The following is a 21,382-nucleotide window of genomic DNA, read 5'->3' as shown; positions in this document are numbered from 1 at the left end:
CGCCGTGCCCGGCTCCGGGCGGTCAGGCTTGATCCCTGCGCCGGGCACGGCGGGCCACACCCCGTCGGTGGTCGCGCGTCGTCCGTGCCTGGCTGTCCGTTGTCCGGCATCGGCCGTTGGGGGAGGCCCGTCGGGACGCCCGTCGGGAGGCGACGGGCGATGCGTTGGCGAGGTGTCGACCGCGAGGTCGCGGCCCGTCGGCCCGCTCTTGACCGGGCCGGTGGGTGGGTGCGGTGGGCGCTGTCGAGCTGCCCCATCTGTGGGACCACCCCGTCACACCAGGCTCGATCGCCTGCCCGGGGCACTTGTGCCCCATCTGTGAGGGCAGCTCGACAGTGGCCGAGCGACGGCATCCCGTGGGATCCGGTTGTGCCCCATCTGTGAGGGCAGCTCGACAGGGGTCGGGTGGCAGTGTCCCGTGGGTCCGGTTCGGGGTGTGACCGGGGGCATCGTGGGGGCGGAATCGTGGCCGGGCCGGGGTCGTTACACCCTGCGTACGGCCGAGCAAGACCCCCGCCCCCCGGCGGGCTGGCGTGCGGGCCCCCGGAATGATGGTGGGCCGCCGGTCGTTACACATGGTCCCGGCCCGGCGAGGGCGACTCCCCGCCCCGCGACGCGGGCCGCTCCCGGTCTCCAGATGGCCGGTCTGATTCTTCCCGGCGCGTGACGCGCCGGATCCCCCGATTTCTTGAGCGCCGGACGGTGCTTGCACCCTCGCTGAACCCCCCTTCGGCGTGTGGTGCCAACCCCCGAATGGAGCGTCTGATGAACACGATCATGCGTAAGAGCGTTCTGGGTATTGCTGGTCTGGCTGTTGCTGGTGGTCTGGCTGCTGGTCCGCTGAACCACGCCGACACCACCCCCGTGGCGGCGACGCCGGTCACCGCCGTGGCGGTGCAGGCGGACAAGCCGGCCGTGGACACCGCGAAGCTGATCCCGCATGGTGTGCAGGGCGCGCAGTCGCGCATCGACCTGTCGGACGAGCAGGTCGGTAACGTGAAGGCGATCATTGCGGCGACGAAGAAGGCCGGGATGGACGAGCGGGCCGCGGTGGTGTCGATCGCGACGGCGTTGCAGGAGTCGAAGCTGGAGAACCTGGGTCATCTGGGTGACCGCAACGACCACGACTCGCTGGGCCTGTTCCAGCAGCGCCCGTCGAGCGGTTGGGGCACGGTGGAGCAGATCACCGACCCGGAGTACTCGACCACGGCGTTCCTGAAGGGTCTGAAGCAGGTCGACGGGTGGCAGGACATGCCGCTGACCGAGGCCGCGCAGACCGTGCAGGTGTCGGCGTACCCCGACCACTACGCCCAGTGGGAGCAGCAGGCCGCCGACCTCGTCGCCGAACACTGGAACAGCTGACACAGACATTCACTCACCACAAGGGGGATCGCTGGCCGGCGCCCGTGACGGGTGCCGGCCAGCGGCACATCTCCACCAGCCGACAGTCGGCCGGCCGGGAAAAGGCGGCTGGTGCGGGAACACCGACGGCCGCCGGCTGGTTCAATGAGGTGTCGGTGTGCCCAGTGTCCCCGGGCCTCACCTGAATTGCCTTCGCGGAATACCGTTCGGCTGGAGCCGCGTCGCGCCACGCGCCGAGAGGCGACCTGCACACCGACGCCCAGCGCCGCCCCCGTGCCGATCCGGCCCGGGGGCGGTGCTGTCTCGTGACCGCATCCGTCCCCGTGGGGCGACGGTGGCGGACCCCTGCGGGCGACGGTGGCGGACCCCTGTGGGTCGACGCCGCCACGACCTCGCGTGCTGCGAGGCGGGGCGGGGGAATGGGCGCGGTGGAGGCAGAATGGGTCGGTGGATGTGCAGCGGGAGTGGCGTGACCAGCCGGGTGTGGTCGTACTGCCGAGTGGGGCGGCCGTGCGCGGGCGCCGCGTCGCCGACGTGGCCTCGCCCGCCGACTTCGCGCTGTTGCTGGCACCTGGGCCGGTGCCGGCGTGGCCGCACCGGCGGATCCGGTGGCCGGACTTCTGGGTCCCGGTGGACCGGGCGGACGCGGTCGACGCGTTGACGGAGGCGCTGCGTCGGGCCCGCGATGGCGAGCGGGTGGAGGTGGCCTGCAAGGGCGGCACCGGACGCACGGGCACGGCGCTGGCCGGGTTGGCGATCCTGGACGGGCTGCCGCCGGAGCGGGCCGTGGACTGGGTGCGCGCCGCCTACCGCCCACGGGCCGTGGAGACCCCCTGGCAGCGTCGCTGGCTGCGCCGCCTCGCCTGATCCGGCGCGATCGTGGCACGCGTGGCCCGGCCACCTGGTTGTGGTTCGTGTCATCGGCGAGGTTTGTCCAGCTCACGTTGGGTATGAGGGGCACCTCGTCCGAACTTGAGGCAGGTACCAGCACCATGGCCCCACCCCGCACCCTTGTCCGCTACCACGGTGTGCACCGCGCGGCCGCGCGCCGGGTGCCGACGATCGCCCGCACGGTCGCGTCGCTGGCCGTGCTCGTCGTGCTCGCCACGCTCTTCCTCGACACCCTGCTGATCACCGTCGGGCTGTTCACCCCTGTCGCCGCCTCGGTGTCGCCGCTGCGGCGCTGGGTGCGCCGGCTGGCGGCCCCGTCCGCCCGGGCCGTCCCGGTGCCCGGCCGCTGAGCGTTCCGTGCCGCGTGGCTGCCCTGGTCCCGGGTCTGCGGCACCGGGACCAGGGCGCGCCGCTTTCTCAGCGGTCGACGTACTCGCGCAGATGGCGGGCGGTCAGGGTGTCGCCGTGGGCGACCAGATCGGCCGGGGTGCCGGTGAACACGATCCGGCCGCCGTCGTGCCCCGCCCCGGGCCCGAGGTCGATCAGCCAGTCGGCGTGCGCCATGACCGCCTGGTGGTGCTCGATGACGATGACCGTGTTGCCGGCGTCGACGAGCCGGTCCAGCAGCGCGAGCAACTGGTCCACGTCGGCGAGGTGCAGGCCGGTGGTCGGCTCGTCCAGTACGTAGGTGCTCGCGCTGTCGGCCATGTGGATGGCCAGCTTGAGCCGCTGCCGCTCGCCGCCGGAGAGGGTGTTGAGCGGCTGCCCCAGGGTGAGGTAGCTGAGCCCGACGTCGACCAGCCGGTCGAGGATCACCCGGGCCGGGCCGCTGGGGAAGAAGTCCCGGGCCTCCGTGGCCGACATGGCGAGCACCTCGCTGATGTTCTTCCCGCGCAGCCGGTAGGTGAGCACCTCGTCGGTGAAGCGTCGTCCGTCGCACTGCTCGCAGACGGAGGCGACGCCGGCCATCATCGCCAGGTCGGTGTAGACCAGGCCGATGCCCTTGCAGGTGGGACAGGCGCCCTCGGAGTTGGCGCTGAACAGGGCCGCCTTGACCCCGTTGGCCTTGGCGAAGGCCGTCCGGATCGGGTCCAGCAGGCCCGTGTAGGTGGCCGGGTTGCTGCGCCGGGAACCCCGGATCGAGGTCTGGTCGACGACCACCACGCCGTCGCGGCGGTGCAGCGAGCCGTGGATCAGTGAGCTCTTGCCGGAGCCAGCCACGCCGGTGACCACCGTCAGTACCCCGAGCGGGATGTCGACGCTGACGTCCCGCAGGTTGTGCAGGTCGGCGCCGCGGATCGACAGGTGGCCGGAGGGATGGCGTACGTGCTCGCGGAGGCGGACCCGGTGGTCGAGGTGGCGGCCGGTGAGGGTGTCGGAGCGGCGCAGGCCCGGCACGTCCCCGGTGTAGCAGACCCGCCCGCCGGCGGCGCCCGCCCCCGGACCGAGGTCGACCACGTGGTCGGCGATCGCGATGGTCTCCGGCTTGTGCTCGACGACCAGCACCGTGTTGCCCTTGTCGCGCAGGCGCAGCAGGAGGCCGTTCATCCGGGCGATGTCGTGCGGGTGCAGGCCCACGGTCGGCTCGTCGAAGACGTACGTGACGTCGGAGAGGCTGGAGCCGAGGTGCCGGACCATCTTCACCCGCTGCGCCTCGCCGCCGGAGAGGGTGGCGGATTCGCGGTCGAGGCTGAGGTAGCCGAGGCCGATCTCCACCAGCGAGTCGAGCAGCTCACGCAGGTTGCCGACCAGCGGGGCGACCGACGGGTCGTCGATGCCGCGGACGAACCCGGCCAGGTCGCTGATCTGCATCGCCGAGCATTCGGCGATGTTGCGCCCGGCGATGCGGGAGGAGAGCGCCGCCTCGTTGAGCCGGGCGCCCCGGCAGGCGGCGCAGGTGGTGAAGGTGACCGCCCGGTCGACGAACGCGCGGATGTGCGGCTGCATCGACTCGCGGTCCTTGGCCAGGTAGAGCCGGCGGACCTTGACCGCCAGGCCCTCGTACGTCCAGTTGTTGCTGCCCACCTTGATCTTGGTGGCCGGCTTGTGGAGGAAGTCCTCCCACTGCTGGGGCGTGTAGTCCTGGAGCTTGACGTCGGGGTCGAACAGGCCGGAGTTGACGATGGTCTGCCAGTACCAGGAGTCGACGGCGAAGTTGGGCACCGTGACCGCGCCGTCGTTGAGGGAGCGCTCGACGTCGACCATCTCGTTGACGTCGAGGTCGGAGACCCGGCCGAGGCCCTCGCAGGTCGGGCACATCCCCTCGGCCAGGTTGAAGCTGAACGCCCCGGCGCCGCCGACGTGCGGGGTGCCGAGCCGGCTGAACACGATCCGCAGCATCGTGTACGCGTCGGTGGCGGTGCCGACCGTGGAGCGGGAGTTGGCGCCCATCCGCTCCTGGTCGACCACGATGGCCGGGGTCAGGTTGCGCAGCGAGTCGACGTCGGGCCGGCTCAGGCTCGGCATGAACGACTGGAGGAAGGCACTGTAGGTCTCGTTGATCAGGCGTTGCGACTCGGCGGCGATGGTCCCGAAGACCAGGGATGACTTCCCCGACCCGGAGACGCCGGTGAAGACGGTCAGCCGGCGTTTGGGGATGTCGACGGAGACGGCCGCGAGGTTGTTCTCCCGCGCTCCGCGTACCTCGATCATGTCGTGGCTGTCGGCGGCGGACCGTGCTGGCTGCTGCATGCGAACCCTTCGCGAGATCGTGGGCGGGGTTCCGCCCGGGTCGTGTCTTCGGGGGACGGCTTCCTTCGATCGTCTCATTAACTTCCATGTGGAGGGTTCTGCCGCGTTGGCCTGCCTCTCGCGCCCAGAGAGGTAGGGGAAGTCTCAAATAACGTGTAAGCGGGGGTGGCGCTGGCGTCCGGAGGGTGCGGTCCACGTGGGACGCGGCACGTCAACCCGGCGCCGATGGATAACGGACGGGCCGTAACCGTCGTTCTGAGTGGAAGCCCGCCGGCGAGGTCTGCTGCGATGCACGAATTCGCTGCGATCCGTGGTTGACCTTCGATGTGCCGAGATTTACGGTGATGGCCGAAATTGAAGAAGGGATGCCTATGCCTCTCCAGCAGCGTCGCCGCCTGGCGTCGGTCGCCATCGTGGCGACCCTCGTCGCCGCCACCGCCGTGTCGGGTACCCCGGCCGTGGCCGCCACGCCGACCGAGACCCTGGTCGGCGTGCCGCACCACAACCTGGCCATCTACGGTGCGACCTTCGGCTCCACGTCCGCGGGCGACTACGCGTACGCCGTGGCGCGCGGGACCACCGGCGCGCTCAACGTCATCGACACCCGCACCGCGACCGTGGTCCGGACCCTGCCGCTGCCCGGCGCCGGCGGTTCGTGGGGCGGCACCGTCACCCCGGACGGCACCGCGTACATCGGAGCCGACAGCAAGCTGTTCCGCTACCGGCCCGGCGCGGACCACGTGGAGGACCTCGGCTCGCCGGTGCCGGGGGAGACGACGACGTGGCGCCTGGCCAACGACGGGGAGCGGGTCTTCGTCGGCACCTTCCCCACCGGCAAGGTCTACTCGTTCGACCACCGCACGGGTGCCGTCCGCGACTACGGGCAGATCTGGCCGGGCGAGCAGTACGCGCGCAGCATCGGCGTCGCCAACGGCAAGATCTACGTCGGCCTGGGCACGGTGGCCCGGCTCGTCGAGGTCGACGTCGACTCCGGTGAGCGGCGGGAGATCCCGCTGCCCGAGCAGTACCGCAGCGAGCAGTTCGTCTACGACCTCGACGTCCACCAGCAGACGCTCTTCGCCCGGCTCGCCAACAGCAACCAGGTGCTCGTCCACGACCTGAAGGCCGGCCGGTGGATCGGCGAACTCGGTACCGCCGCGGGCCTCAACTTCTCCCCGCCGGACGCGAAGAAGAACGTCTACTTCGGCTCGTCGGCCGGCCGACTGATGGCCTACAACCTCGACACCCGGACGCTCACCCCGACCGGCTTCACCGGGTTCGGCACCGCCCGGGGATTCGGCTGGGCGCACCTGGACGACCCGGCGTGGCCCGGCAGGACGCTCGTCACCATCAGCCTGAGCGGCAACCTGTCCTACTACAACCCGCAGACCGGCGCCAAGAAGGTCGTCTCCGCCGGGGTCAAGGGTCTGCCCGCCCAGCTGCAGACGGTGGAGGCCGGCCCGGACGGCAAGATCTGGTCCAGCGCCTACCCGAGCGGCGGCATCACCTCCTTCGACCCGGCGACCGGCGCCTTCAGCGAGAACGCCGGGGCGCTCGGGCAGGCCGAGGGCCTGCTCTCCTACCAGGGCAAGATCTACGCCGGCGTGTACCCGGGCGCGAACCTGCTCGAACTCGACCCGACCAAGCCCGTCGTGCGGGGCACCAACCCGCGGCAGTTCGCGACGCTCCGCACCGAACACCAGGACCGGCCGTTCGCCATCACGGGGGTCGGCAACCGGATCGCCTTCGGCACCATCCCCGAGTACGGCCAGCTCGGCGGGGCGCTGACGCTCGTCGACCCGGCCACCGGGGCGAAGGAGGTGCACCGCAACGTCGTACCGGAGCAGAGCGTCACCGCCCTGGCCACCGTCGGCAACCTGATCCTGGGTGGCACCGGCATCTGGGGTGGGCTCGGCATCGCGCCGACCCAGACGGAGGCGAAGCTCTTCCTCTGGGACCCGGCGACCGCGACGAAGGTCTGGGAGGGCACCGCCATCCCGGGCGCCAAGGCGATCACCCGTCTGATCGTGGCGCCGGACGGCCGGATCTGGGGGTCGACCTCCGGCACGCTCTTCGAGTTCGACCCGGTGAGCCGGAGCGTGGTCCGGACCGTCGAGGTGGAGCCGTTCGACTGGAACGTCTCCCACGTCTGGCGCAGCGACCACCTGGCGGTCGCGCCGGACGGCGCGGTGTGCGGCAACTTCCGGACCACCGTCGCGTGCGTGGACCCCGCGACGCTCTCGGTCCAGAAGCTGGCCACCGGCATCAGCGACGTGTGGACGATGGACGCGTCGGGTGTCATGTACTACGCCCGGGGCGGGGAGCTGTACCGGCTCACGCGCTGAGCCCGACGGCCCGGTGTGCGGGGCCCCTTCCTGTCTTGGACGGGAAGGGGCCCTTCCGTACACCCCCCAGGCGGCGTCGATCGCCGGGCGGGCACGGAATTCCGGCCGGTGGGTGGGCGGTACGGTGGCCCGGTGGTGACCGCGCGGAAGGGCAGTGGCCGGCTGCGGGCCGTGGACCTCGCCGCGACCGCCGGGATCTCCGTCCAGCAGGTCCGCAACTACGTCGACCTGGGCGTGCTGCCACCGGTCGAACGCACCCCCGCCGGCTACCGCATCTTCACCGCCGACCACCTCCGGGCGCTGGCCGTGGCCCGCCGGATGGCCGAGGGCCACGGCTGGGCGCGTACCCGGGAGATCATGGCCGCCGTGCACCGGGGCGACCTGGCGGCGGCGCTGGCGGCGCTCGACGGGGGCCACGCCGAGCTGGACCGCGAGCGGGCGGACATCCGGCGGGTGCTCGGCGCGTTCGAGACCGTGGTGACCAGCCCGCCGGCGGCCCTGCCGGCGCCGCGGCGCGGGGTGCGCATCGGCGCGGTCGCCGACCTGGTCGGGGTCCGCACCTCCCAGCTACGGCTGTGGGAGCAACGCGGCCTGGTCCGGCCGGCCCGCGAGCGCGGCACCGGCTACCGGGTGTACGACCAGGCCGAACTGCGTGCCGCGCAGGTCGTCGCGCTGCTGCGCCGGGGCGCGTACCCGTTCGACATCATCGCGGCCGTGCTCGACGAGATGCGTACGACCGGCAGCGCCCAACGGGTCCACGCGGAGCTGGCCCGGCGGGAGCAGGAGCTGCACCGGCGGAGCCTGCGGCGGCTGCGCGCCTCGGCGGCGCTGTACGACTACCTGCGGCACCGCGACCCGACCCTGCCGGCCTGACTCAGCGCAGCACCAGCAGGTCGAGGTGGTCGACGACCGGGCCGGTCGCCTCGGCGCAGCTCGCGGGCCGCCGCGTCCAGGTCGGCGATGTGATGGATCATCGTGGACATCCACGCGGCGTCCATCGTGGAGTCACGCAACGGCAGTGCGAGGGCGTCGCCCGTCCCGTGCGTCGCCGGGCGCCGTCGAGGCGAAGAAGGCGTCCGCGGCGCGGAGGGCGGCCGCGTCGCCGAGCACGTCGCCGGGGCGGTCGGCGTGGCCGAGCAGCGCACCGCCCCATCGCATGCCGAGGTAGTCGGCGCTCATCCAGAGGCTGTTCACCATCGGGTCCGCCTTGGCCGGGTCCTCGTCGCTGAGGGCGCTGATCGCCCACATCGTGCGGCCGCGCATGCGGGGCCGGAAATCGACACCGGGCAGCCGCAGCCAGGTCGACCAGTGGTCGAGGTAGAGCTTGGTGGGGGCGCTGACGCTGTACCAGTAGACCGGTGAGGCGATCACCAGGTCGGTCGCGGCAAGGGTCTCCGTCAGCAGCAGCGCCTCGTTGCCGGACGGCGGGGGAGGGAACTGGCCGTGTCGGATGTCGTGGAACGGCGCCAGCGGATGGTCGGCCAGGCGGAGCCAGCGCTGCTCGACACCGGCCGGCAGCGCGGCTGCCGCGCGTCGGGCCAGGAGTTCGGTGTTGCCACCGGGGCGTGAACTACCCAGGAGGAAGAGGAAGCGCCTGACCACACCGTCGATGTCCATCGGGGTCGAATGTACCCACCCGGGCGGTCGTGCGGGGATCGCGGAGGCTGTCGCCCTGCCGCCGCACGACCAACCGGCCCGGTACCCGGTTCAGAAGGTCACCGCCACCAGCACCAGCAGGGTGTACGCCGTCTCGACCAGCCCCACCCGCTTCGGCGTGAGCCGGCGCCCGGGCAGCGCGACGGCCCGGGCCAGCAGCGCCGCGAAGACCAGGGCGACCGGCGTCGGCGCCCAGAGCGCCGCGGCGAGCGCGGCGACGCCGTGGTACGCCCAGGACGCCCACCGGTACCGACCACTGTCCCGCTCCCGGATCATCGTCTTGACGTACAGGATCGTGCCGACGAGGTAGCCGAGCGTCACCACCGTCGCGCCGGCCACCCGGGCCGGCGGCACCCCGGCGACCGTGGCGACGACGAACCCGAGCAGCCCGCACTGCGCCACGAAGGCGAGGTCGTTGACGAGCGCCCGGTCCCGGCGCCGGCGTGCGTAGCCGGCGTTGACGGCGGCCAGGACGCCAAAGAGCGGCGCGTACGCGAGGATCGCCGGCCGGGCCGCCAGCACCGGCGCGGCGCACAGCACGGTGGCGACGCCGTACGCGGCAAGCTGCGGGCGTACCCGCCGGAACCGGCCGGTCTTGACCGCCTGCAACCCGAAGTACGACAGCGGGTAGGCGGCGAGCACCGCCCCGAGCAGCGGCAGGTGCAGCGGGTGCGGGCCGGTGACGGTCACCGCCGCCAGGAACGGCAGCAGCAGCATCGCCCAGGCGCCGTGCTGCGGCGGCAGCCAGCCGGGTGACCGGCCCCCGGCCCGCGCGCGGCCGGTGGCGTTCGCGGTGGGCCGCCCGGCCGGGCGGCGACGGCGGGCGGAGACGGCGGTCACGGGCGTGGCGTCACGGTGAGCAGGACGGCGGCGTCCGTCACGGCGTGCAGCGCGTGCCGCCGCGGCGGGACGACCACCAGGTCGCCGGCGTGGCCCTCCCAGGACTCGTCGCCCGCCACCAGGCGTACCTGCCCCCGGAGCACCTGCAGCGTCGCCTCGCCCGGACTGTCGTGCTCGTCGAGCGAGCGGCCGCCCCGCAGCGCGAGCAGGGTCTGCCGCAGCCGGCGGTCCCGGCCGCGGTGCAGGTTGTGGGCGCTGCGCCCGCTGTCGGCCTCCCGGGCGGCGGCGAGCTGTTCGTCGGCGAGGCGGATCAGCGAGTGGCCTTCCATCGTGCGTCCTTCCGGGTGGGGTGGCGCGCCGGCGCGCGGGGCGGGGCAGTCCGTTCGGCGGCGACCGCCGCGCAAACCGGAAGATCCGCTACCGCTTTCGGTTACCAGCTTCCGCGCCGGGCTCGCCCGGCGGAAGGGCCGATGGTCCCGGAATCCGGGCCGCCCGGGTCGCCCGCGCCGGCGGACCCCTCCGTTCTCCGCCGCCACGCCGAACGCCGGAGCATCGGGAAGCCGGCCCGCGCCCCGGATCGTGCCGACTAGGGTGCGGGGCATGAAGGTTCGGCTGCTGGCGACCACGGCGACCGCCGTCCTCCTCGCCGCCGGCGCGCCCGCCCCGGTGGCGGCCGCCCCGACCGCTCGTACCGTCGCCGCGCCGGGCGTGTCCGGCGCGGTGCCGCCGGCGCCGTGCCCGAAAGCGCCCGCGCCGGCGGTGTCCCGGCCGCCGCGCCCGTCGCCGCCGCCGGCCGTGCCCGAGGAGCGGGTCGTGGGCGGGCCGGCGCTGGCCACCGCCGGCCTGGTCGTCCCCGCGGGGGTGCCGCGACCGCCGGCGGTCACCGCGACCTCGTGGCTGGTCGCCGACCTGGACACCGGCCAGGTGCTGGGCGGCTGCGGCCCGCACGAGTACGGCACCCCCGCCAGCGTGCAGAAGCTGCTGCTGGCGGCCACCATGCTGCCCCGGCTCGACCCGAAGCAGGTCGTCACCGTCACCGACGGCGACATGGACATCGAGCCGGGCTCCTCCGCCGTCGGGCTCGTCGCCGGCGGGCGCTACCGGATCGAGACCGTCTGGCTCGGGCTGCTGCTGCAGTCCGGCAACGAGGCGGCCAACCTGCTGGCCCGCCTCGGCGGCGGCCCGGACGGGAAGGCCGGCGGCGTACGGGCGATGAACGAGGAGGCGCACCGGCTCGGCGCCCTGCAGACCCACGCGGTCACCCCGTCCGGCCTCGACGGGAATGGCCAGTTCACCAGCGCGTACGACCTGGCGCTCATCGCCCGGGCCTGCTTCGCCGACCCCACCTTCCGCCGGTACGCGCTGACCGAGACCCACCGCATTCCCGCCCAGCCGGCGCAGCGGACCAAGGGCTTCGAGATCCAGAACGAGAACCAGCTCATCTACCGCTACCCCGGGGCGCTCGGCGGCAAGACCGGCTTCACCGACCTGGCCCGGCACACCTACGTCGGGGCGGCCCACCGGGGCGGCCGCCGGCTGGTCGTCACGCTGCTCGGCGCCGAACCGCGGCCCGCGCGGGGCTGGGAGCAGGGCGCCGCGCTGCTCGACTGGGGCTTCTCGCTGCCCCGGGACTCCGCCGTCGGCCGGCTCGTCGAGCCGGGAGAGCTGGCCGCCTCGGCGGCCGCCACGCCGCCCGCGCTCGCCGCCACCGGCGAACCTCGTCCGGCTGCGGCCAGCGGCCCGCTGGAGGACGGGCTGCTGGGACGGTGGCCCGTGGTCGCGCTCGCGGTGGCCGCGCTCGGGCTGGCGGCGGTGGCGCTGCTCTGGCGTCGGGCGGGGCGACGCCGGACACCGTGACCGCGGGCCGGGCGGCGAGGCGGCCATCGGCCGGGGGCCGCGCCGGGCCCTGTGCGCGGGCCGGCGGCACCGGCGCGGGCAGGGTGTGTCGCCGCAGCCAGCAGGCACTTGTGGCCACCCACCTGCCGCAGGTCGCCGCGGGTGCGGAGCGGATCGACAACCGACGACGGGATCCATAGACTCCGGTCTTTCTGGTGCCACACGTCCAGGGAGGATCCACGTGCCGAGCGAATCCCGACCGCACCCCGTCCCGCCGTCGATCGCGGCGCCCCGCCGTCCGGCCCGCGCGCTGACCCGCCTCGCCGGGGTGGCCCTGGTGGCGGGCGCGCTGGTGACCGGTGGCGGTGCCGCCGCGGTCGCCGCGCCCGCCGGGTCCCCGGCCGGCTCCGCCGCCGGTCCCCGGGTCACGCCGGGACCGTGCGCCTACACCGAGACACCGGAGGAGCCCGCCGCCCGGCCGGTTCCGCTGCCGCCCGACCCGAGGCGCACGCCCGACCGGGGCACGGTGCGGGTGACGCTGCGGACCAACCAGGGGCCCATCGGGCTGACGCTCGACGGCGAGGCCGCGCCGTGTACCGTGCAGAGCTTCCTGCACCTGGTGCGGCACCGCTTCTACGACCGCACCTCCTGCCACCGGCTCACCGCGTACCCGACGCTGAAGGTGCTCCAGTGCGGTGACCCGTCCGGCACCGGCTCGGGCGGCCCGGGCTACCGGTACCTCGACGAACTGCCCACCGACCTGCCGCCGGCACCGACCGACCCGACCGGCGTGCGCCGGCTCTACGCCCGGGGCACCCTCGCCATGGCCAACGCCGGCCCGGACACCAACGGCAGCCAGTTCTTCCTGGTGCAGTCCGACTCGGCGCTGCGCCCCAACTACACCGTCTTCGGCTCGATCGACGCCGCCGGCCTGGCCACGCTCGACCGGATCGCCGCCGGCGGCATCGCCCCCACGGCCGAGGACCCGGCGCCGGTCGACGGCGCGCCCGCCCTGCCGGTCGACATCCGCCGGGCTGTCCGGCACCACCACTGACCGTCTCCACCGCCCCCGCCCGGCCGTCCCTCCGACGGGCGGGGGCGGGGCTGGCGGTTCCCGCGCGTACGCCTGTCGCCGGACCCGGGGTCCGACGGGCCGGCACCCTGATAGATATGAGGCGTGGACAGGGCGGGCGGGGCCGGCCGGCGGCCCCATGGCGTCGCCGCCCGGGCCGTCGCCGTGGCCGTGGTGGTCGCGGCGCTGGCGCCGGCCTGCACCCGGCCCGGTCCGTCGCCGTCGCCGTCGGTGTCGGCAGCCCCGAGCGCGACCGTGACGCCGCGCCCACCGGACTTCGTCGTCCTCACCGACGTCGACCCGAGGATCCGCACCGACATCCGGTACGCCACCGCGCACAACTTCGTCGGTCGGCCGGTCGCCGGTTACCCCGAACCGCTCTGCCTGCTCACCCGGCGGGCCGCCGAGGCGCTGCGCCGGGTGCAGGACGCCGCGCTCGCCCGGGGCCGAAGCCTGAAGGTGTACGACTGCTACCGCCCCCGGCGCGCCGCCGACGACTTCGTCGCCTGGGCGAAACAGCCCGGCGAGCAGCAGATGAGGGCGGAATTCTATCCCCGGGTGGCGAAGTCGAAGCTGTTCGACGAGGGTTACATCGGCGCACCCACGGCGCACAGCCGGGGCAGCACGGTCGACCTGACCCTGGTCGACGTGCCGACCCCCACCCAGGCCCCGTACGCCCCGGGCCAGCCGCTGGTCTCCTGCACCGCCCCCCGGGGGCAGCGGTTCGGCGACAACAGCGTCGACATGGGCACCGGCTTCGACTGCTTCGACCCGCTCGCGCACACCGACTCGCCGGGGATCACCGGCACCGCGCGGGACAACCGGCGGCTGCTGCGGCAGTTGATGACCGACGGCGGCTTCGTCAACTACGACCGCGAGTGGTGGCACTACCGCTACCGCGACGAGCCCTGGCCGGACACGTACTTCGACGTGCCGGTGGCCCGCACCTCGGCGCCGAGCGGATAGCCGGCGGAGCGGCCCACGGGTGCGGCGGGTGCCAGCGCGGCGGGTGCCAGCGCGGCGGGGCACGGGCCGGTCTCGGCGAGGTGCGCGGCGGGACGCGATGCGGCGCGGGGCGGACCCGTCCGGCATGATCGCCTCGGGAGGGGCGCCGCCGCGCGGGGCCCGCAGGACACTCCGACGGCGGCGCGTCGTCGGGCGAGGGGAGCCGGCATTGACCACCGAACGCATCGGCCCACCGCTCACCGGGGGCGAGCGCGAGATGCTCCGCGCCTTCCTCGACTACCACCGGGCGACCCTCGCCATGAAGTGCGACGGGCTGTCCGACGAGGACCTGCGCCGGCAGTCGATGCCCCCGTCCACGCTGTCCCTGCTCGGCCTCGTCCGGCACATGGCGGAGGTGGAGCGCAACTGGTTCCGGCGAACCATCGACGGCGAGGACGTCCCGCTGGTCTGGTCGGACTCCGGCGACTTCCAGGCGGCGTACGACGCCAGCGGCGCCACCCGGGCGGAGGCGTTCGACGCCTGGCAGCGAGAGGTCGCGCACTCCCGCCGGATCGAGCGGGAGGCGGAGTCGCTCGACGTGACCGGCCACAACGCCAGGTGGGGCGAGGACGTGTCGCTGCGGCTGGTGATGCTGCACCTGATCCACGAGTACGCGCGGCACAACGGCCACGCCGACTTCCTGCGCGAGGGCATCGACGGCACCGTCGGCGCCTGACCGGCATCGACGGCATCACCGGCGGCTGAGGGGCAGCGACGGCAGCGGAGCCCGGGCGCGGCGGTCAGCCGTCGGCGCGCAGCGGCAGCCAGGCCAGCACGTCCTGGATCTTCGCGTCCCAGTACGCCCAGTCGTGCGCGCCGGGGGAGAAGTCCACGGTGAGCGGGACGCCCCGCTCGCGGGCCGCCGCGACGAAGGTCAGGTTGTCCTCGTACAGGAAGTCCTCCGTGCCGCAGGCGACGTAGAGCGCGGGCAGGTCGGCGCCCGCCTTGTCGAGCAGGGCGAGGATGTCGTCGTCGCTGCCGGTGATGGTGCGCTCGCCGAAGACGGTGTGCCAGACCTGGGTGTCGATCGGGTGGACCGGATGGTGCCGGCGGCCGGCCACGTCCAGCGCGCCGGACAGGCTCGCCGCCGCCGCGAACCGGCCCGGGTCGCGCAGCGCCCACTTCAGCGCCCCGTAGCCGCCCATCGAGAGCCCGGCGACGAAGGTGTCCTCCTGCCGCGCGGAGAGCCGGAAGAAGTCGTGACACAGCCCCGGCAACTCCTCGCTGAGGAAGGTCCAGTACCGGTTGCCGTGCTCCTCGTCGCTGTAGAAGCTGCGCCCGACCTGGGGCATCACCACCGCCAGGCCGAGCGGCGCGACGTACCGCTCGATGGACGTGCGGCGCAGCCAGATCGTGTCGTCGTCGGAGAGGCCGTGCAGCAGGTAGAGCACGGGCGGGTCGCCGTCCGGGGCGCTGCCGGACAGGCCGATCTGCGAGGAGGTCCGCTGCGGCAGGATCACCGTCATCGAGGTGTTGACGCGGAGCACGTCGGAGTAGAAGTCAGCACGCATCAGGGCCACGGTCGTCGACCGTAGCCCATCCTCGGCCGGCGCCACCGGGGCGGTGCGGTGGCTCAGCCGGCTGCCGGGCCGGTCCGCCGGGTCGCGGCCCGCAGCCGTTCGTCGAGCGCGTCGAGGTCGGCGACGAACCACACGTGGTCGGACTGGTTCGACTCGTGGACGAGCGCGCGCAGGGCCGCGCTGGCCGCGAGGTGTCGGGAGATGTCGCCGACGACGACCAGGCGCAGCCGGTAGTTGACGAACTTCTGCATGATCTCGCCGGCGAAGCGGGTGCCGAGGGAGAAGAACGACGCGTCCAGCCGACTCGCGGGCACGGCCACCACCTCGGCTCCGAGGAAGGCCGCACCGATCAGGTCCAGCGCGTCCTGCGCCGTGGCCACCGGCGGGCCGTCCGGGTCGCACACCAGCACCGGCACGCCGGCCCGCTCCCGCACCACGTCAGGCATTCCCGACCTCCCGGGCGAGCAGGCCGTTGTCGCCGTCGAGCACCGCGTCGAGCAGGCGCAGCACCTCGGCGGTGGCGGCGGCGCCGCCGAGTATCACGATCTTCATGCGGTGTCGCTCCTCGTCGTGGACGGTCTGGATGCGCAGCGGGTGGCCGGGGTCGTGGCCGGTGTTCGCCCCGGCCAGGACGAGCGTGCCGAGCCGGTCGGCTGCGGCCCGGTCGACGCCGTCGATCTGCACGATGCTCGACACCTCCACGGCCGGGCCGGCGGCGGGGCGGGCCGACTCCGGCCGCCCGGTCAGGGCGTCGAGGTCGGCGCGGGCGATCCGGTACTGCTTGCCGATCCGTACCGCTCTCAGCCGGCCGGCGCGGATGTAGCCGCGCACGGTGCGCACGTGCAGGCCGAGCCGCTCGGCTACCTGCTCGACGGAGTACATTCCCTCACTCATCAGTCCCTAGCCTAGTGCAGATAGGGAGTGATAGGGAAGCCAGGGGAGTGTTCCGGTGCCTGTGACGCGCGGCTCGTGCGCTCGGGCGCCCGTAGCCGAATATCCATTGCGGCCACCGTCCGGCGCGCCTACCGTCATCGGCGCAAGGTCAACCGAACGACCCAGGGGAGTACGCCGTGTCGCAGCGCACCCGCACCGACGCCGTGTGGCCGACGCCGCACGACGGTGCCTCGCTGCCCACAGGGGAGCGTGCCCCAGGTCGGTGCCGTCCCGAGCAGGGCCGGCAGTCGGGGTGGCGGCGCGACTAGCGCCAGCGCGTACGCGCAGCCGCCCATCCCACCGGGGACCGGGCGGCTTTTTCGTCCACCCGGACCGACGTCCCTCCGCCCTGTTTCGGCGCCATCGACCCTTCTCAACTCCACAGTGGAAGCAACGCCCCGGTCGCCCATCACGGTCGACCGGGAAGACGACACCGTCACCGGGACGAGGGAGCTGGCTGACCCGCTCGCCTTGGGCGCGAGAGACACGGGGTTCGATTCCCCGGTCCCGGACGGCAGGGCAGGGCAGGGTGGCGACCCTGCCCTGGCACGGGCCGTTGGAGCAACGGGAAGCTCGCCCGGTTCTCAGCCGGGAGGTCACGGGTTCGAACCCCGTACGGCCTACGCGGCGACGCCCGAGCGGTGTCGCAGGCACGCGGTTGTGGCGCAGTCAGGTCAGCGCGTCACCCTGCCACGGTGAAGATCGCCGGTTCGAATCCGGCCAACCGCTCCACCCGCCGGGCCCCGCGCCCGACGGGCCGGCCGCGCGCTGGGCGCGGAGGGGGGTCGTGCACACCCCTCCCACCGGGTTCGATTCCCGGGCGGTCGTCGATCCTTTCCGGTCGCGCCGAGACGGGTGCCGACCAGCCGACGACACGAGGAGACGACCATGAGTTTCACCCCGCTCGCGGGCACCCGCGCGCCGGTCCGGGTCTGGACCGACCCGTACGGCATCGAGCCGCAGGCCGCCCAGCAGCTGCGCAACATCGGCGCGCTCCCGTGGGTGGAGGGCGTCGCGGTCATGCCCGACGTGCACTTCGGCAAGGGCGCCACGGTCGGCTCCGTCATCGCGATGCGGCAGGCCGTCTCGCCGGCCGCCGTCGGCGTCGACATCGGCTGCGGCATGTCCGCGGTCCGCACCTCGCTGACCGCCGCCGACCTCCCGGACGACCTGGCCGGCCTGCGGTCGGCGATCGAGGCCACCATCCCGGTCGGGTTCGCCCAGCGGGAGAAGCCGGTCGACCCGCGCCGGATCCGGGGCCTGGAGCAGGCGGGCTGGGACGAATTCTGGCGCCGCTTCGCCGACCTCGACCGGCGGGTGGCGCAGCTGGAGACGCGGGCCCAGCGGCAGCTGGGCACGCTCGGCGGCGGCAACCACTTCATCGAGGTGTGCCTGGAGCAGGGCGGCGCCGACGAGGGCCGGGTGTGGCTGATGCTGCACTCCGGCTCCCGCAACATCGGCAAGGAGCTGGCGGAGCGGCACATCGCCATCGCCCGGCGGCTGCCGCACAACACCGACCTGCCCGACCGGGACCTGGCGGTGTTCCTCGCCGGTACGCCGGAGATGGACGCCTACCGCCGGGACCTGTGGTGGGCGCAGGAGTACGCGCGGCGCAACCGGGCGGTCATGCTCGCCCTGCTCTGCGGCGTGGTGCGGGAGCAGTTCCCGCAGGTGCGCTACGACGAGCCGATCTCGAGCCACCACAACTACGTGGCGGAGGAGAGTTACGACGGCGTCGACGTGCTGGTGACCCGCAAGGGGGCGATCCGGGCCGGTCGGGGGGACCTGGGCATCATCCCCGGGTCGATGGGCACGGGGTCGTACATCGTGCGGGGCAAGGGGAACCCGGACGCGTACTGCTCCGCGTCGCACGGGGCCGGGCGGCGGATGTCGCGGGCGCAGGCGAAGCGGACGTTCAGCACCGCCGACCTCGCCGCGCAGACCGCCGGCGTGGAGTGCCGCAAGGACGCCGGGGTGGTCGACGAGATCCCCGGCGCGTACAAGGACATCACCCAGGTGATGGCGCAGCAGGAGGACCTGGTCGAGGTGGTGGCGCACCTCAAGCAGGTCGTCTGCGTGAAGGGATGACCGCCGACCGGCGCCCAGGAGGGGTGGGCGCCGGTCGCCCGTCCCGTGGCTGGGCGGAGAGAGCGCCGGTCCACAAAACCGGAGAGCCCCGGGTTCGAATCCTGGTCGGGCGCGGTCCGGGTCCGCGACGCGGGACGGAACCCCTTGCGAGCTGGTGCAATCGGCAGCACACCCGTCTCTGGAACGGGCGATGGAGGTTCGAGTCCTCCGCTCGCAGCGAGGCCGGGGCCGCGCCGACGCGGCCCGCGCATCGGCGGATGTGGGCGTCCGAGATGGACGTCGGATCCGCCCGTCGGTGCCGCCCCGCCCGGCGGTCCCGCTCCCGGGATCGTAGAGTCTCGCCGTGAGCGAGATCGGCACGGAGGTCGACCTGTTCCACCCCGCCGAGCGGGTGTGGCACGCACTGACGGATCGCGAGGTACTCGCCCGGTGGTTCGCCGAGGTCGAGACGAAGACGGGGACGCGGAACCGGCTGCTGCTGCGCACGGCGGGGCTGCCCGGCTTCGACGCCGCCGTCGACGCGGAGGTCACCGAACGGCAGGAGCCGGAGCTGATCGCGCTGCGGTGCCTCGAGGGCGGCCGGCGCAGCCGGCTGACCTGTGCCGTCACCGCCACCGCCGAGGGCTGTCGGCTGTCGGTCCGCGAGGTGCTGGAGCACGGCGTCTGGGCCGACGAGCAGCGCGAGCGCCGCGAGGAGTGCTATCGGCAGGCCCTGACCAATCGACTGCCCGCGATCCTCGACTGGCTGGCCTTCCAGCAGGTGGACCTGCGCCGCGGCGAGGCCGGGATGACGGCCGAGATGCCGGTCACGGAGGCGTTCGACGACGAGCCGGCGCCGGCCGGCCGCCGTAGCCGACCGCTGCTGGTCGCCGGGCTGGCCGGCGCCGCGTTGGCCGCCGGGGTGGCGGTGTGGGCGGTGCTGCCGACCGAGCCGGACCGCGCCGCCGCACCGGCGCCCGCGCCGGTGCCCACCGCCACGACCACCCCGAGCGGCTCGCCCCGGTCGACCGCCTCCGCCCGCCCCACCCGGACCGCCACCCCGGACGCCACCCGCCCGAGCCGCACCCCCACGGCGAGGCCCTCGCGTACGCCCACCTCCGCCGCACCATCGGGGCCCGCCGTGACCGCCCGCTACGAGACGGTGTCGACTCGGCTCTTCGGCTACACCGGCGAGGTGGTGGTCGACAACTCGGGCGGCGCGGCCGCGAAGGACTGGACGGTGGTCGTGACGCTGGCCGAGGGCGGCACGGTCTCCGACGCCAGCGGCGCCGACTGGCGGCAGGACGGGCGGTCCGTCACCTTCACCGGGCCGCCCGTGAAGGCCGGACAGTCGCGGACGTTCACGTTCGAGGTCCGCGACAGCGACCCGAGGGCGAGGGCGCCAGAGGGCTGCGCGGTGGGCGGAAACCCCTGCGCCGGCCTGTGACGGCCGCGACCCTGCCCCGGCCCGTGCTGCCGCCGGCCGAAGTGCCCGGCGCGTGCGGCGACCACGTCGACGGCCCGGATGTGATCATGGCCATGATGGACTCTGTCCGCGGCGACGAGGCCGGATTCCACCTGCTCGTACCGGTCGCCGATCGCGGCCACCGTGCTCATGTCGGAGCCCGTCCGTTTTGACAGGTTCCCCTCCCGGCGATTTGGATGATCTTGCGGGAGGTGCGGTACCAGGAACGCCTCCGCGCTCTGGGGAGGTGCGCATGAGGGGTATGGGAAGGGCCGTCACCATCATGGTGGCGGCCGCGATGCTGGCAGCCTGTGGCGACGGTGCCGACGGCGGGGCGCGCGGCGGAGATCCGGGCGGTTCGTCGCCGAGCGCCGGGGCGTCTCCGCAGCCCGTGGTGAAGGCGCCGGAGGGGTTCGACACCGCCAAGGGCTGGCAGGAGACCGTCGGCTGGTTGCCGGAGGACGCGAAGAACCTGACGGTGGGAGCCGCGGCGAAGGCGGGCGTGGTCGCCTTCCTCCAGAAGAAGGGTGCGGGCTACGTCGTCGAGGCCCGCGACGCCGTCACCGGCGCGCCCCGCTGGAGCAGCCAGCAGTGGCAGCCGCCGGCCCTTCCCGAGGACGTGAAGCCCGATCCGTCGTACCTCCCTCAACTCCTCGTCGCGAACGAGGAGGGCCGTGAGTACGTCGTCGTCTGGGCGTACACCCCTCGGTTCACGGAGGAGGACACGGTCTCCCTCGTCGCCTACCCGGCCGACTCCTCCGGAACGGAGGTCGCGGCCGCCCACACCCGTACCGTGCCGATGGATGCCTACGGCCCGGCGAAGGTCGTCGACGGCGGGAACGGGCTCCTGGTCAGCTGGGAGGAGAAAGGCATCGACCACGCCGCGGCGATCGACCTGTCGAAGGACCGCGTCAAGACGTACGACGAGAGCGTGCGACTGCCCTACTGCGAGCAGACGGGCTGCATCAGCGGTTCGGTGGCCGGGCTCTCCCCGGACGGCCCGGTCGTCACGCTCAGTCCGGCCGGTTTCGGCGTCCCCGGCGTCTGGCAGGCCAGCGACGCCGTGCCGCCGGGCGCCGATCTGAAGTTCGTCAGCAAGTACGAGAACGGCCGGGTGTTCGCTGTCGTCGGCGAGCACGTCTTCTCCCTCTGGAACGCCGAGAAGGGTCTGACGAAGCAGGGCGGCATCCCGGTGGCAGCCGTGCACGACCTGAAGTCCGGAAAGCTGCGGACGTCCGTGGTATGCGACCCGGGGGGCGGGTTGGACGGAGCCTCCTACCAGCCCGTGCTGTCGCCGAACGGCCGCTACGCGGTCGCGGGGACCATCGCCGTGGACTTCGGGAAGGGCAAGAGCTACTGCTTCGGCGGAGACGGCGAGCAGGAGAGCGTCCGCCTTTTGTCGGTCGACGACGACGGCACCGCCTACGGCTACGGGCAGGGGGGAGACGCGGACGTGCCCGTCACCGTCGCGGTCGGCACCGGGAAGATCGAGGAGCTTCCCCAGGAGACCCAGATCCCGTTCCTGTCGCTGCCGGGAATCGGAGGATTCTCGCTGCCCGCCGCGACCAACGGTGAGCGGCAGTTTGCCTTCCTCCCGCGTCGCTGACCCGTCGCTGTCCGGACGCACCGGTGGGCGCGGCCGCAGGTCGCGCCCACCGCCGTAGGGGGCGGCCACGGGCAACCGGGGCGGTGACTTCCG

The 21,382-nt window shown here is 73.6% G+C and carries 21 protein-coding genes and 5 tRNA genes; 18 read left to right on the top strand and 8 right to left on the bottom strand.

The window, feature by feature from the left end; genetic code table 11:
- Positions 1–765: 765 nt before the first annotated feature.
- From ACGFZ2_RS32585 to ACGFZ2_RS32575, 3 genes are all read left to right on the top strand, one after another.
- Positions 766–1,362: a hypothetical protein gene (locus ACGFZ2_RS32585; RefSeq protein WP_393460464.1), complete on the top strand. Its 597-nt coding sequence runs from the start codon at positions 766–768 to the stop codon at positions 1,360–1,362.
- A 447-nt stretch (positions 1,363–1,809) separates the two neighbouring features.
- The gene (locus ACGFZ2_RS32580; RefSeq protein ID WP_393270821.1) at positions 1,810–2,229 is read left to right on the top strand and encodes a protein-tyrosine phosphatase family protein; all 420 of its coding nucleotides are present in this window, start codon (positions 1,810–1,812) and stop codon (positions 2,227–2,229) included.
- 125 nt (positions 2,230–2,354) lie between these two features.
- Positions 2,355–2,603: a hypothetical protein gene (locus ACGFZ2_RS32575; protein WP_393270819.1), complete on the top strand. Its 249-nt coding sequence runs from the start codon at positions 2,355–2,357 to the stop codon at positions 2,601–2,603.
- Positions 2,604–2,670: 67 nt separating this feature from the next.
- Here the strand turns inward: ACGFZ2_RS32575 and ACGFZ2_RS32570 are convergent, their stop codons facing one another.
- Positions 2,671–4,944 (bottom strand): ATP-binding cassette domain-containing protein, encoded by a 2,274-nt coding sequence (locus tag ACGFZ2_RS32570; RefSeq protein WP_393460461.1) that lies wholly within the window; start codon positions 4,942–4,944, stop codon positions 2,671–2,673.
- 371 nt (positions 4,945–5,315) lie between these two features.
- Here ACGFZ2_RS32570 and ACGFZ2_RS32565 point away from each other — a divergent pair, with 371 nt between their 5' ends.
- A complete protein-coding gene (locus ACGFZ2_RS32565; protein WP_393270813.1) occupies positions 5,316–7,289 on the top strand; it encodes a hypothetical protein in 1,974 nt (657 codons plus the stop codon).
- 132 nt (positions 7,290–7,421) lie between these two features.
- The gene (locus tag ACGFZ2_RS32560) at positions 7,422–8,162 is read left to right on the top strand and encodes a MerR family transcriptional regulator (protein WP_393460458.1); all 741 of its coding nucleotides are present in this window, start codon (positions 7,422–7,424) and stop codon (positions 8,160–8,162) included.
- On the opposite strand, the gene ACGFZ2_RS32555 is transcribed toward ACGFZ2_RS32560, so the two are convergent.
- From ACGFZ2_RS32555 to ACGFZ2_RS32540, 4 genes are all read right to left on the bottom strand, one after another.
- Positions 8,126–8,272, bottom strand: coding sequence for a hypothetical protein (locus ACGFZ2_RS32555; RefSeq protein ID WP_393460455.1), 147 nt, complete (start codon positions 8,270–8,272; stop codon positions 8,126–8,128). The genes ACGFZ2_RS32560 and ACGFZ2_RS32555 overlap by 37 nt on opposite strands.
- Before the next feature lie 22 nt (positions 8,273–8,294).
- The gene (locus tag ACGFZ2_RS32550; protein WP_393460452.1) at positions 8,295–8,906 is read right to left on the bottom strand and encodes a flavodoxin family protein; all 612 of its coding nucleotides are present in this window, start codon (positions 8,904–8,906) and stop codon (positions 8,295–8,297) included.
- Between the two features lie 90 nt (positions 8,907–8,996).
- A complete protein-coding gene (locus tag ACGFZ2_RS32545) occupies positions 8,997–9,785 on the bottom strand; it encodes a YwiC-like family protein (RefSeq protein WP_393460449.1) in 789 nt (262 codons plus the stop codon).
- Positions 9,782–10,114, bottom strand: a complete 333-nt coding sequence (locus ACGFZ2_RS32540) for a cupin domain-containing protein (protein WP_393460446.1) — start codon at positions 10,112–10,114, stop codon at positions 9,782–9,784. Before ACGFZ2_RS32540 ends, ACGFZ2_RS32545 begins: the two co-directional genes overlap by 4 nt.
- Before the next feature lie 271 nt (positions 10,115–10,385).
- Here ACGFZ2_RS32540 and ACGFZ2_RS32535 point away from each other — a divergent pair, with 271 nt between their 5' ends.
- The 4 genes from ACGFZ2_RS32535 to ACGFZ2_RS32520 all read left to right on the top strand — a co-directional run bounded on the left by ACGFZ2_RS32535 (position 10,386) and on the right by ACGFZ2_RS32520 (position 14,374).
- Positions 10,386–11,642, top strand: a complete 1,257-nt coding sequence (locus ACGFZ2_RS32535; RefSeq protein WP_393460443.1) for a D-alanyl-D-alanine carboxypeptidase family protein — start codon at positions 10,386–10,388, stop codon at positions 11,640–11,642.
- Between the two features lie 220 nt (positions 11,643–11,862).
- Entirely contained in the window at positions 11,863–12,675 is an 813-nt protein-coding gene (locus ACGFZ2_RS32530; protein WP_393460440.1) for a peptidylprolyl isomerase, read from the top strand.
- Positions 12,676–12,798: 123 nt separating this feature from the next.
- Positions 12,799–13,659, top strand: coding sequence for a M15 family metallopeptidase (locus ACGFZ2_RS32525; RefSeq protein ID WP_393460437.1), 861 nt, complete (start codon positions 12,799–12,801; stop codon positions 13,657–13,659).
- Positions 13,660–13,867: 208 nt separating this feature from the next.
- A complete protein-coding gene (locus tag ACGFZ2_RS32520; RefSeq protein WP_393460434.1) occupies positions 13,868–14,374 on the top strand; it encodes a DinB family protein in 507 nt (168 codons plus the stop codon).
- Positions 14,375–14,438: 64 nt separating this feature from the next.
- Here ACGFZ2_RS32520 and ACGFZ2_RS32515 read toward each other — a convergent pair whose 3' ends face one another.
- The 3 genes from ACGFZ2_RS32515 to ACGFZ2_RS32505 are packed head-to-tail and all read right to left on the bottom strand — an operon-like array spanning position 14,439 to position 16,112.
- Positions 14,439–15,218 carry an alpha/beta hydrolase gene (locus ACGFZ2_RS32515; RefSeq protein ID WP_393460431.1) on the bottom strand — a complete coding sequence of 260 codons (780 nt, stop codon included), beginning with the start codon at positions 15,216–15,218 and terminating at the stop codon, positions 14,439–14,441.
- A gap of 53 nt (positions 15,219–15,271) precedes the next feature.
- Entirely contained in the window at positions 15,272–15,664 is a 393-nt protein-coding gene (locus ACGFZ2_RS32510) for a DUF4180 domain-containing protein (RefSeq protein WP_393460428.1), read from the bottom strand.
- Entirely contained in the window at positions 15,657–16,112 is a 456-nt protein-coding gene (locus ACGFZ2_RS32505; RefSeq protein WP_393460425.1) for a helix-turn-helix domain-containing protein, read from the bottom strand. The genes ACGFZ2_RS32510 and ACGFZ2_RS32505 overlap by 8 nt, the downstream gene beginning before the upstream one ends.
- 478 nt (positions 16,113–16,590) lie before the next feature.
- On the opposite strand from ACGFZ2_RS32505, the gene ACGFZ2_RS32500 reads away from it, so the two are divergent.
- The 9 genes from ACGFZ2_RS32500 to ACGFZ2_RS32460 all read left to right on the top strand — a co-directional run bounded on the left by ACGFZ2_RS32500 (position 16,591) and on the right by ACGFZ2_RS32460 (position 21,289).
- A tRNA-Pro gene (locus tag ACGFZ2_RS32500) sits at positions 16,591–16,663 on the top strand.
- 38 nt (positions 16,664–16,701) lie between these two features.
- Positions 16,702–16,774, top strand: a tRNA-Glu gene (locus ACGFZ2_RS32495).
- Between the two features lie 31 nt (positions 16,775–16,805).
- Positions 16,806–16,883: transfer RNA gene (locus ACGFZ2_RS32490), tRNA-Gly, on the top strand.
- A 156-nt stretch (positions 16,884–17,039) separates the two neighbouring features.
- The gene (locus ACGFZ2_RS32485; RefSeq protein ID WP_393460422.1) at positions 17,040–18,239 is read left to right on the top strand and encodes an RtcB family protein; all 1,200 of its coding nucleotides are present in this window, start codon (positions 17,040–17,042) and stop codon (positions 18,237–18,239) included.
- 35 nt (positions 18,240–18,274) lie between these two features.
- Positions 18,275–18,353, top strand: a tRNA-Cys gene (locus tag ACGFZ2_RS32480).
- 31 nt (positions 18,354–18,384) lie between these two features.
- Positions 18,385–18,456, top strand: a tRNA-Gln gene (locus ACGFZ2_RS32475).
- 126 nt (positions 18,457–18,582) lie between these two features.
- Entirely contained in the window at positions 18,583–19,665 is a 1,083-nt protein-coding gene (locus ACGFZ2_RS32470; protein ID WP_393460419.1) for an SRPBCC domain-containing protein, read from the top strand.
- A 23-nt stretch (positions 19,666–19,688) separates the two neighbouring features.
- Positions 19,689–19,856 (top strand): hypothetical protein, encoded by a 168-nt coding sequence (locus ACGFZ2_RS32465; RefSeq protein WP_393460416.1) that lies wholly within the window; start codon positions 19,689–19,691, stop codon positions 19,854–19,856.
- An 80-nt stretch (positions 19,857–19,936) separates the two neighbouring features.
- A complete protein-coding gene (locus tag ACGFZ2_RS32460; RefSeq protein ID WP_393460413.1) occupies positions 19,937–21,289 on the top strand; it encodes a hypothetical protein in 1,353 nt (450 codons plus the stop codon).
- Positions 21,290–21,382 lie beyond the last annotated feature (93 nt).

The organism is Micromonospora sp. NPDC048063, from assembly GCF_043202855.1.
Taxonomy (GTDB): domain Bacteria; phylum Actinomycetota; class Actinomycetes; order Mycobacteriales; family Micromonosporaceae; genus Micromonospora.
The sequence above is the reverse complement of the archived record's forward strand: the minus strand, read 5'-3'. Positions and strand labels throughout refer to the sequence as shown.

Excerpts from the sequence above, each read along its gene's own strand:
- ACGFZ2_RS32570 (WP_393460461.1), bottom strand. The coding sequence starts at position 4,944 with ATGCAGCAGCCAGCACGGTCCGCCGCCGACAGCCACGACATGATCGAG.
- ACGFZ2_RS32540 (WP_393460446.1), bottom strand. The coding sequence starts at position 10,114 with ATGGAAGGCCACTCGCTGATCCGCCTCGCCGACGAACAGCTCGCCGCC.
- ACGFZ2_RS32505 (WP_393460425.1), bottom strand. The coding sequence starts at position 16,112 with ATGAGTGAGGGAATGTACTCCGTCGAGCAGGTAGCCGAGCGGCTCGGC.
- ACGFZ2_RS32460 (WP_393460413.1), top strand. The coding sequence starts at position 19,937 with ATGAGGGGTATGGGAAGGGCCGTCACCATCATGGTGGCGGCCGCGATG.
- ACGFZ2_RS32550 (WP_393460452.1), bottom strand. The coding sequence starts at position 8,906 with ATGGACATCGACGGTGTGGTCAGGCGCTTCCTCTTCCTCCTGGGTAGT.
- ACGFZ2_RS32485 (WP_393460422.1), top strand. The coding sequence starts at position 17,040 with ATGAGTTTCACCCCGCTCGCGGGCACCCGCGCGCCGGTCCGGGTCTGG.
- ACGFZ2_RS32565 (WP_393270813.1), top strand. The coding sequence starts at position 5,316 with ATGCCTCTCCAGCAGCGTCGCCGCCTGGCGTCGGTCGCCATCGTGGCG.
- ACGFZ2_RS32575 (WP_393270819.1), top strand. The coding sequence starts at position 2,355 with ATGGCCCCACCCCGCACCCTTGTCCGCTACCACGGTGTGCACCGCGCG.
- ACGFZ2_RS32510 (WP_393460428.1), bottom strand. The coding sequence starts at position 15,664 with ATGCCTGACGTGGTGCGGGAGCGGGCCGGCGTGCCGGTGCTGGTGTGC.
- ACGFZ2_RS32555 (WP_393460455.1), bottom strand. The coding sequence starts at position 8,272 with ATGTCCACGATGATCCATCACATCGCCGACCTGGACGCGGCGGCCCGC.
- ACGFZ2_RS32535 (WP_393460443.1), top strand. The coding sequence starts at position 10,386 with ATGAAGGTTCGGCTGCTGGCGACCACGGCGACCGCCGTCCTCCTCGCC.
- ACGFZ2_RS32585 (WP_393460464.1), top strand. The coding sequence starts at position 766 with ATGAACACGATCATGCGTAAGAGCGTTCTGGGTATTGCTGGTCTGGCT.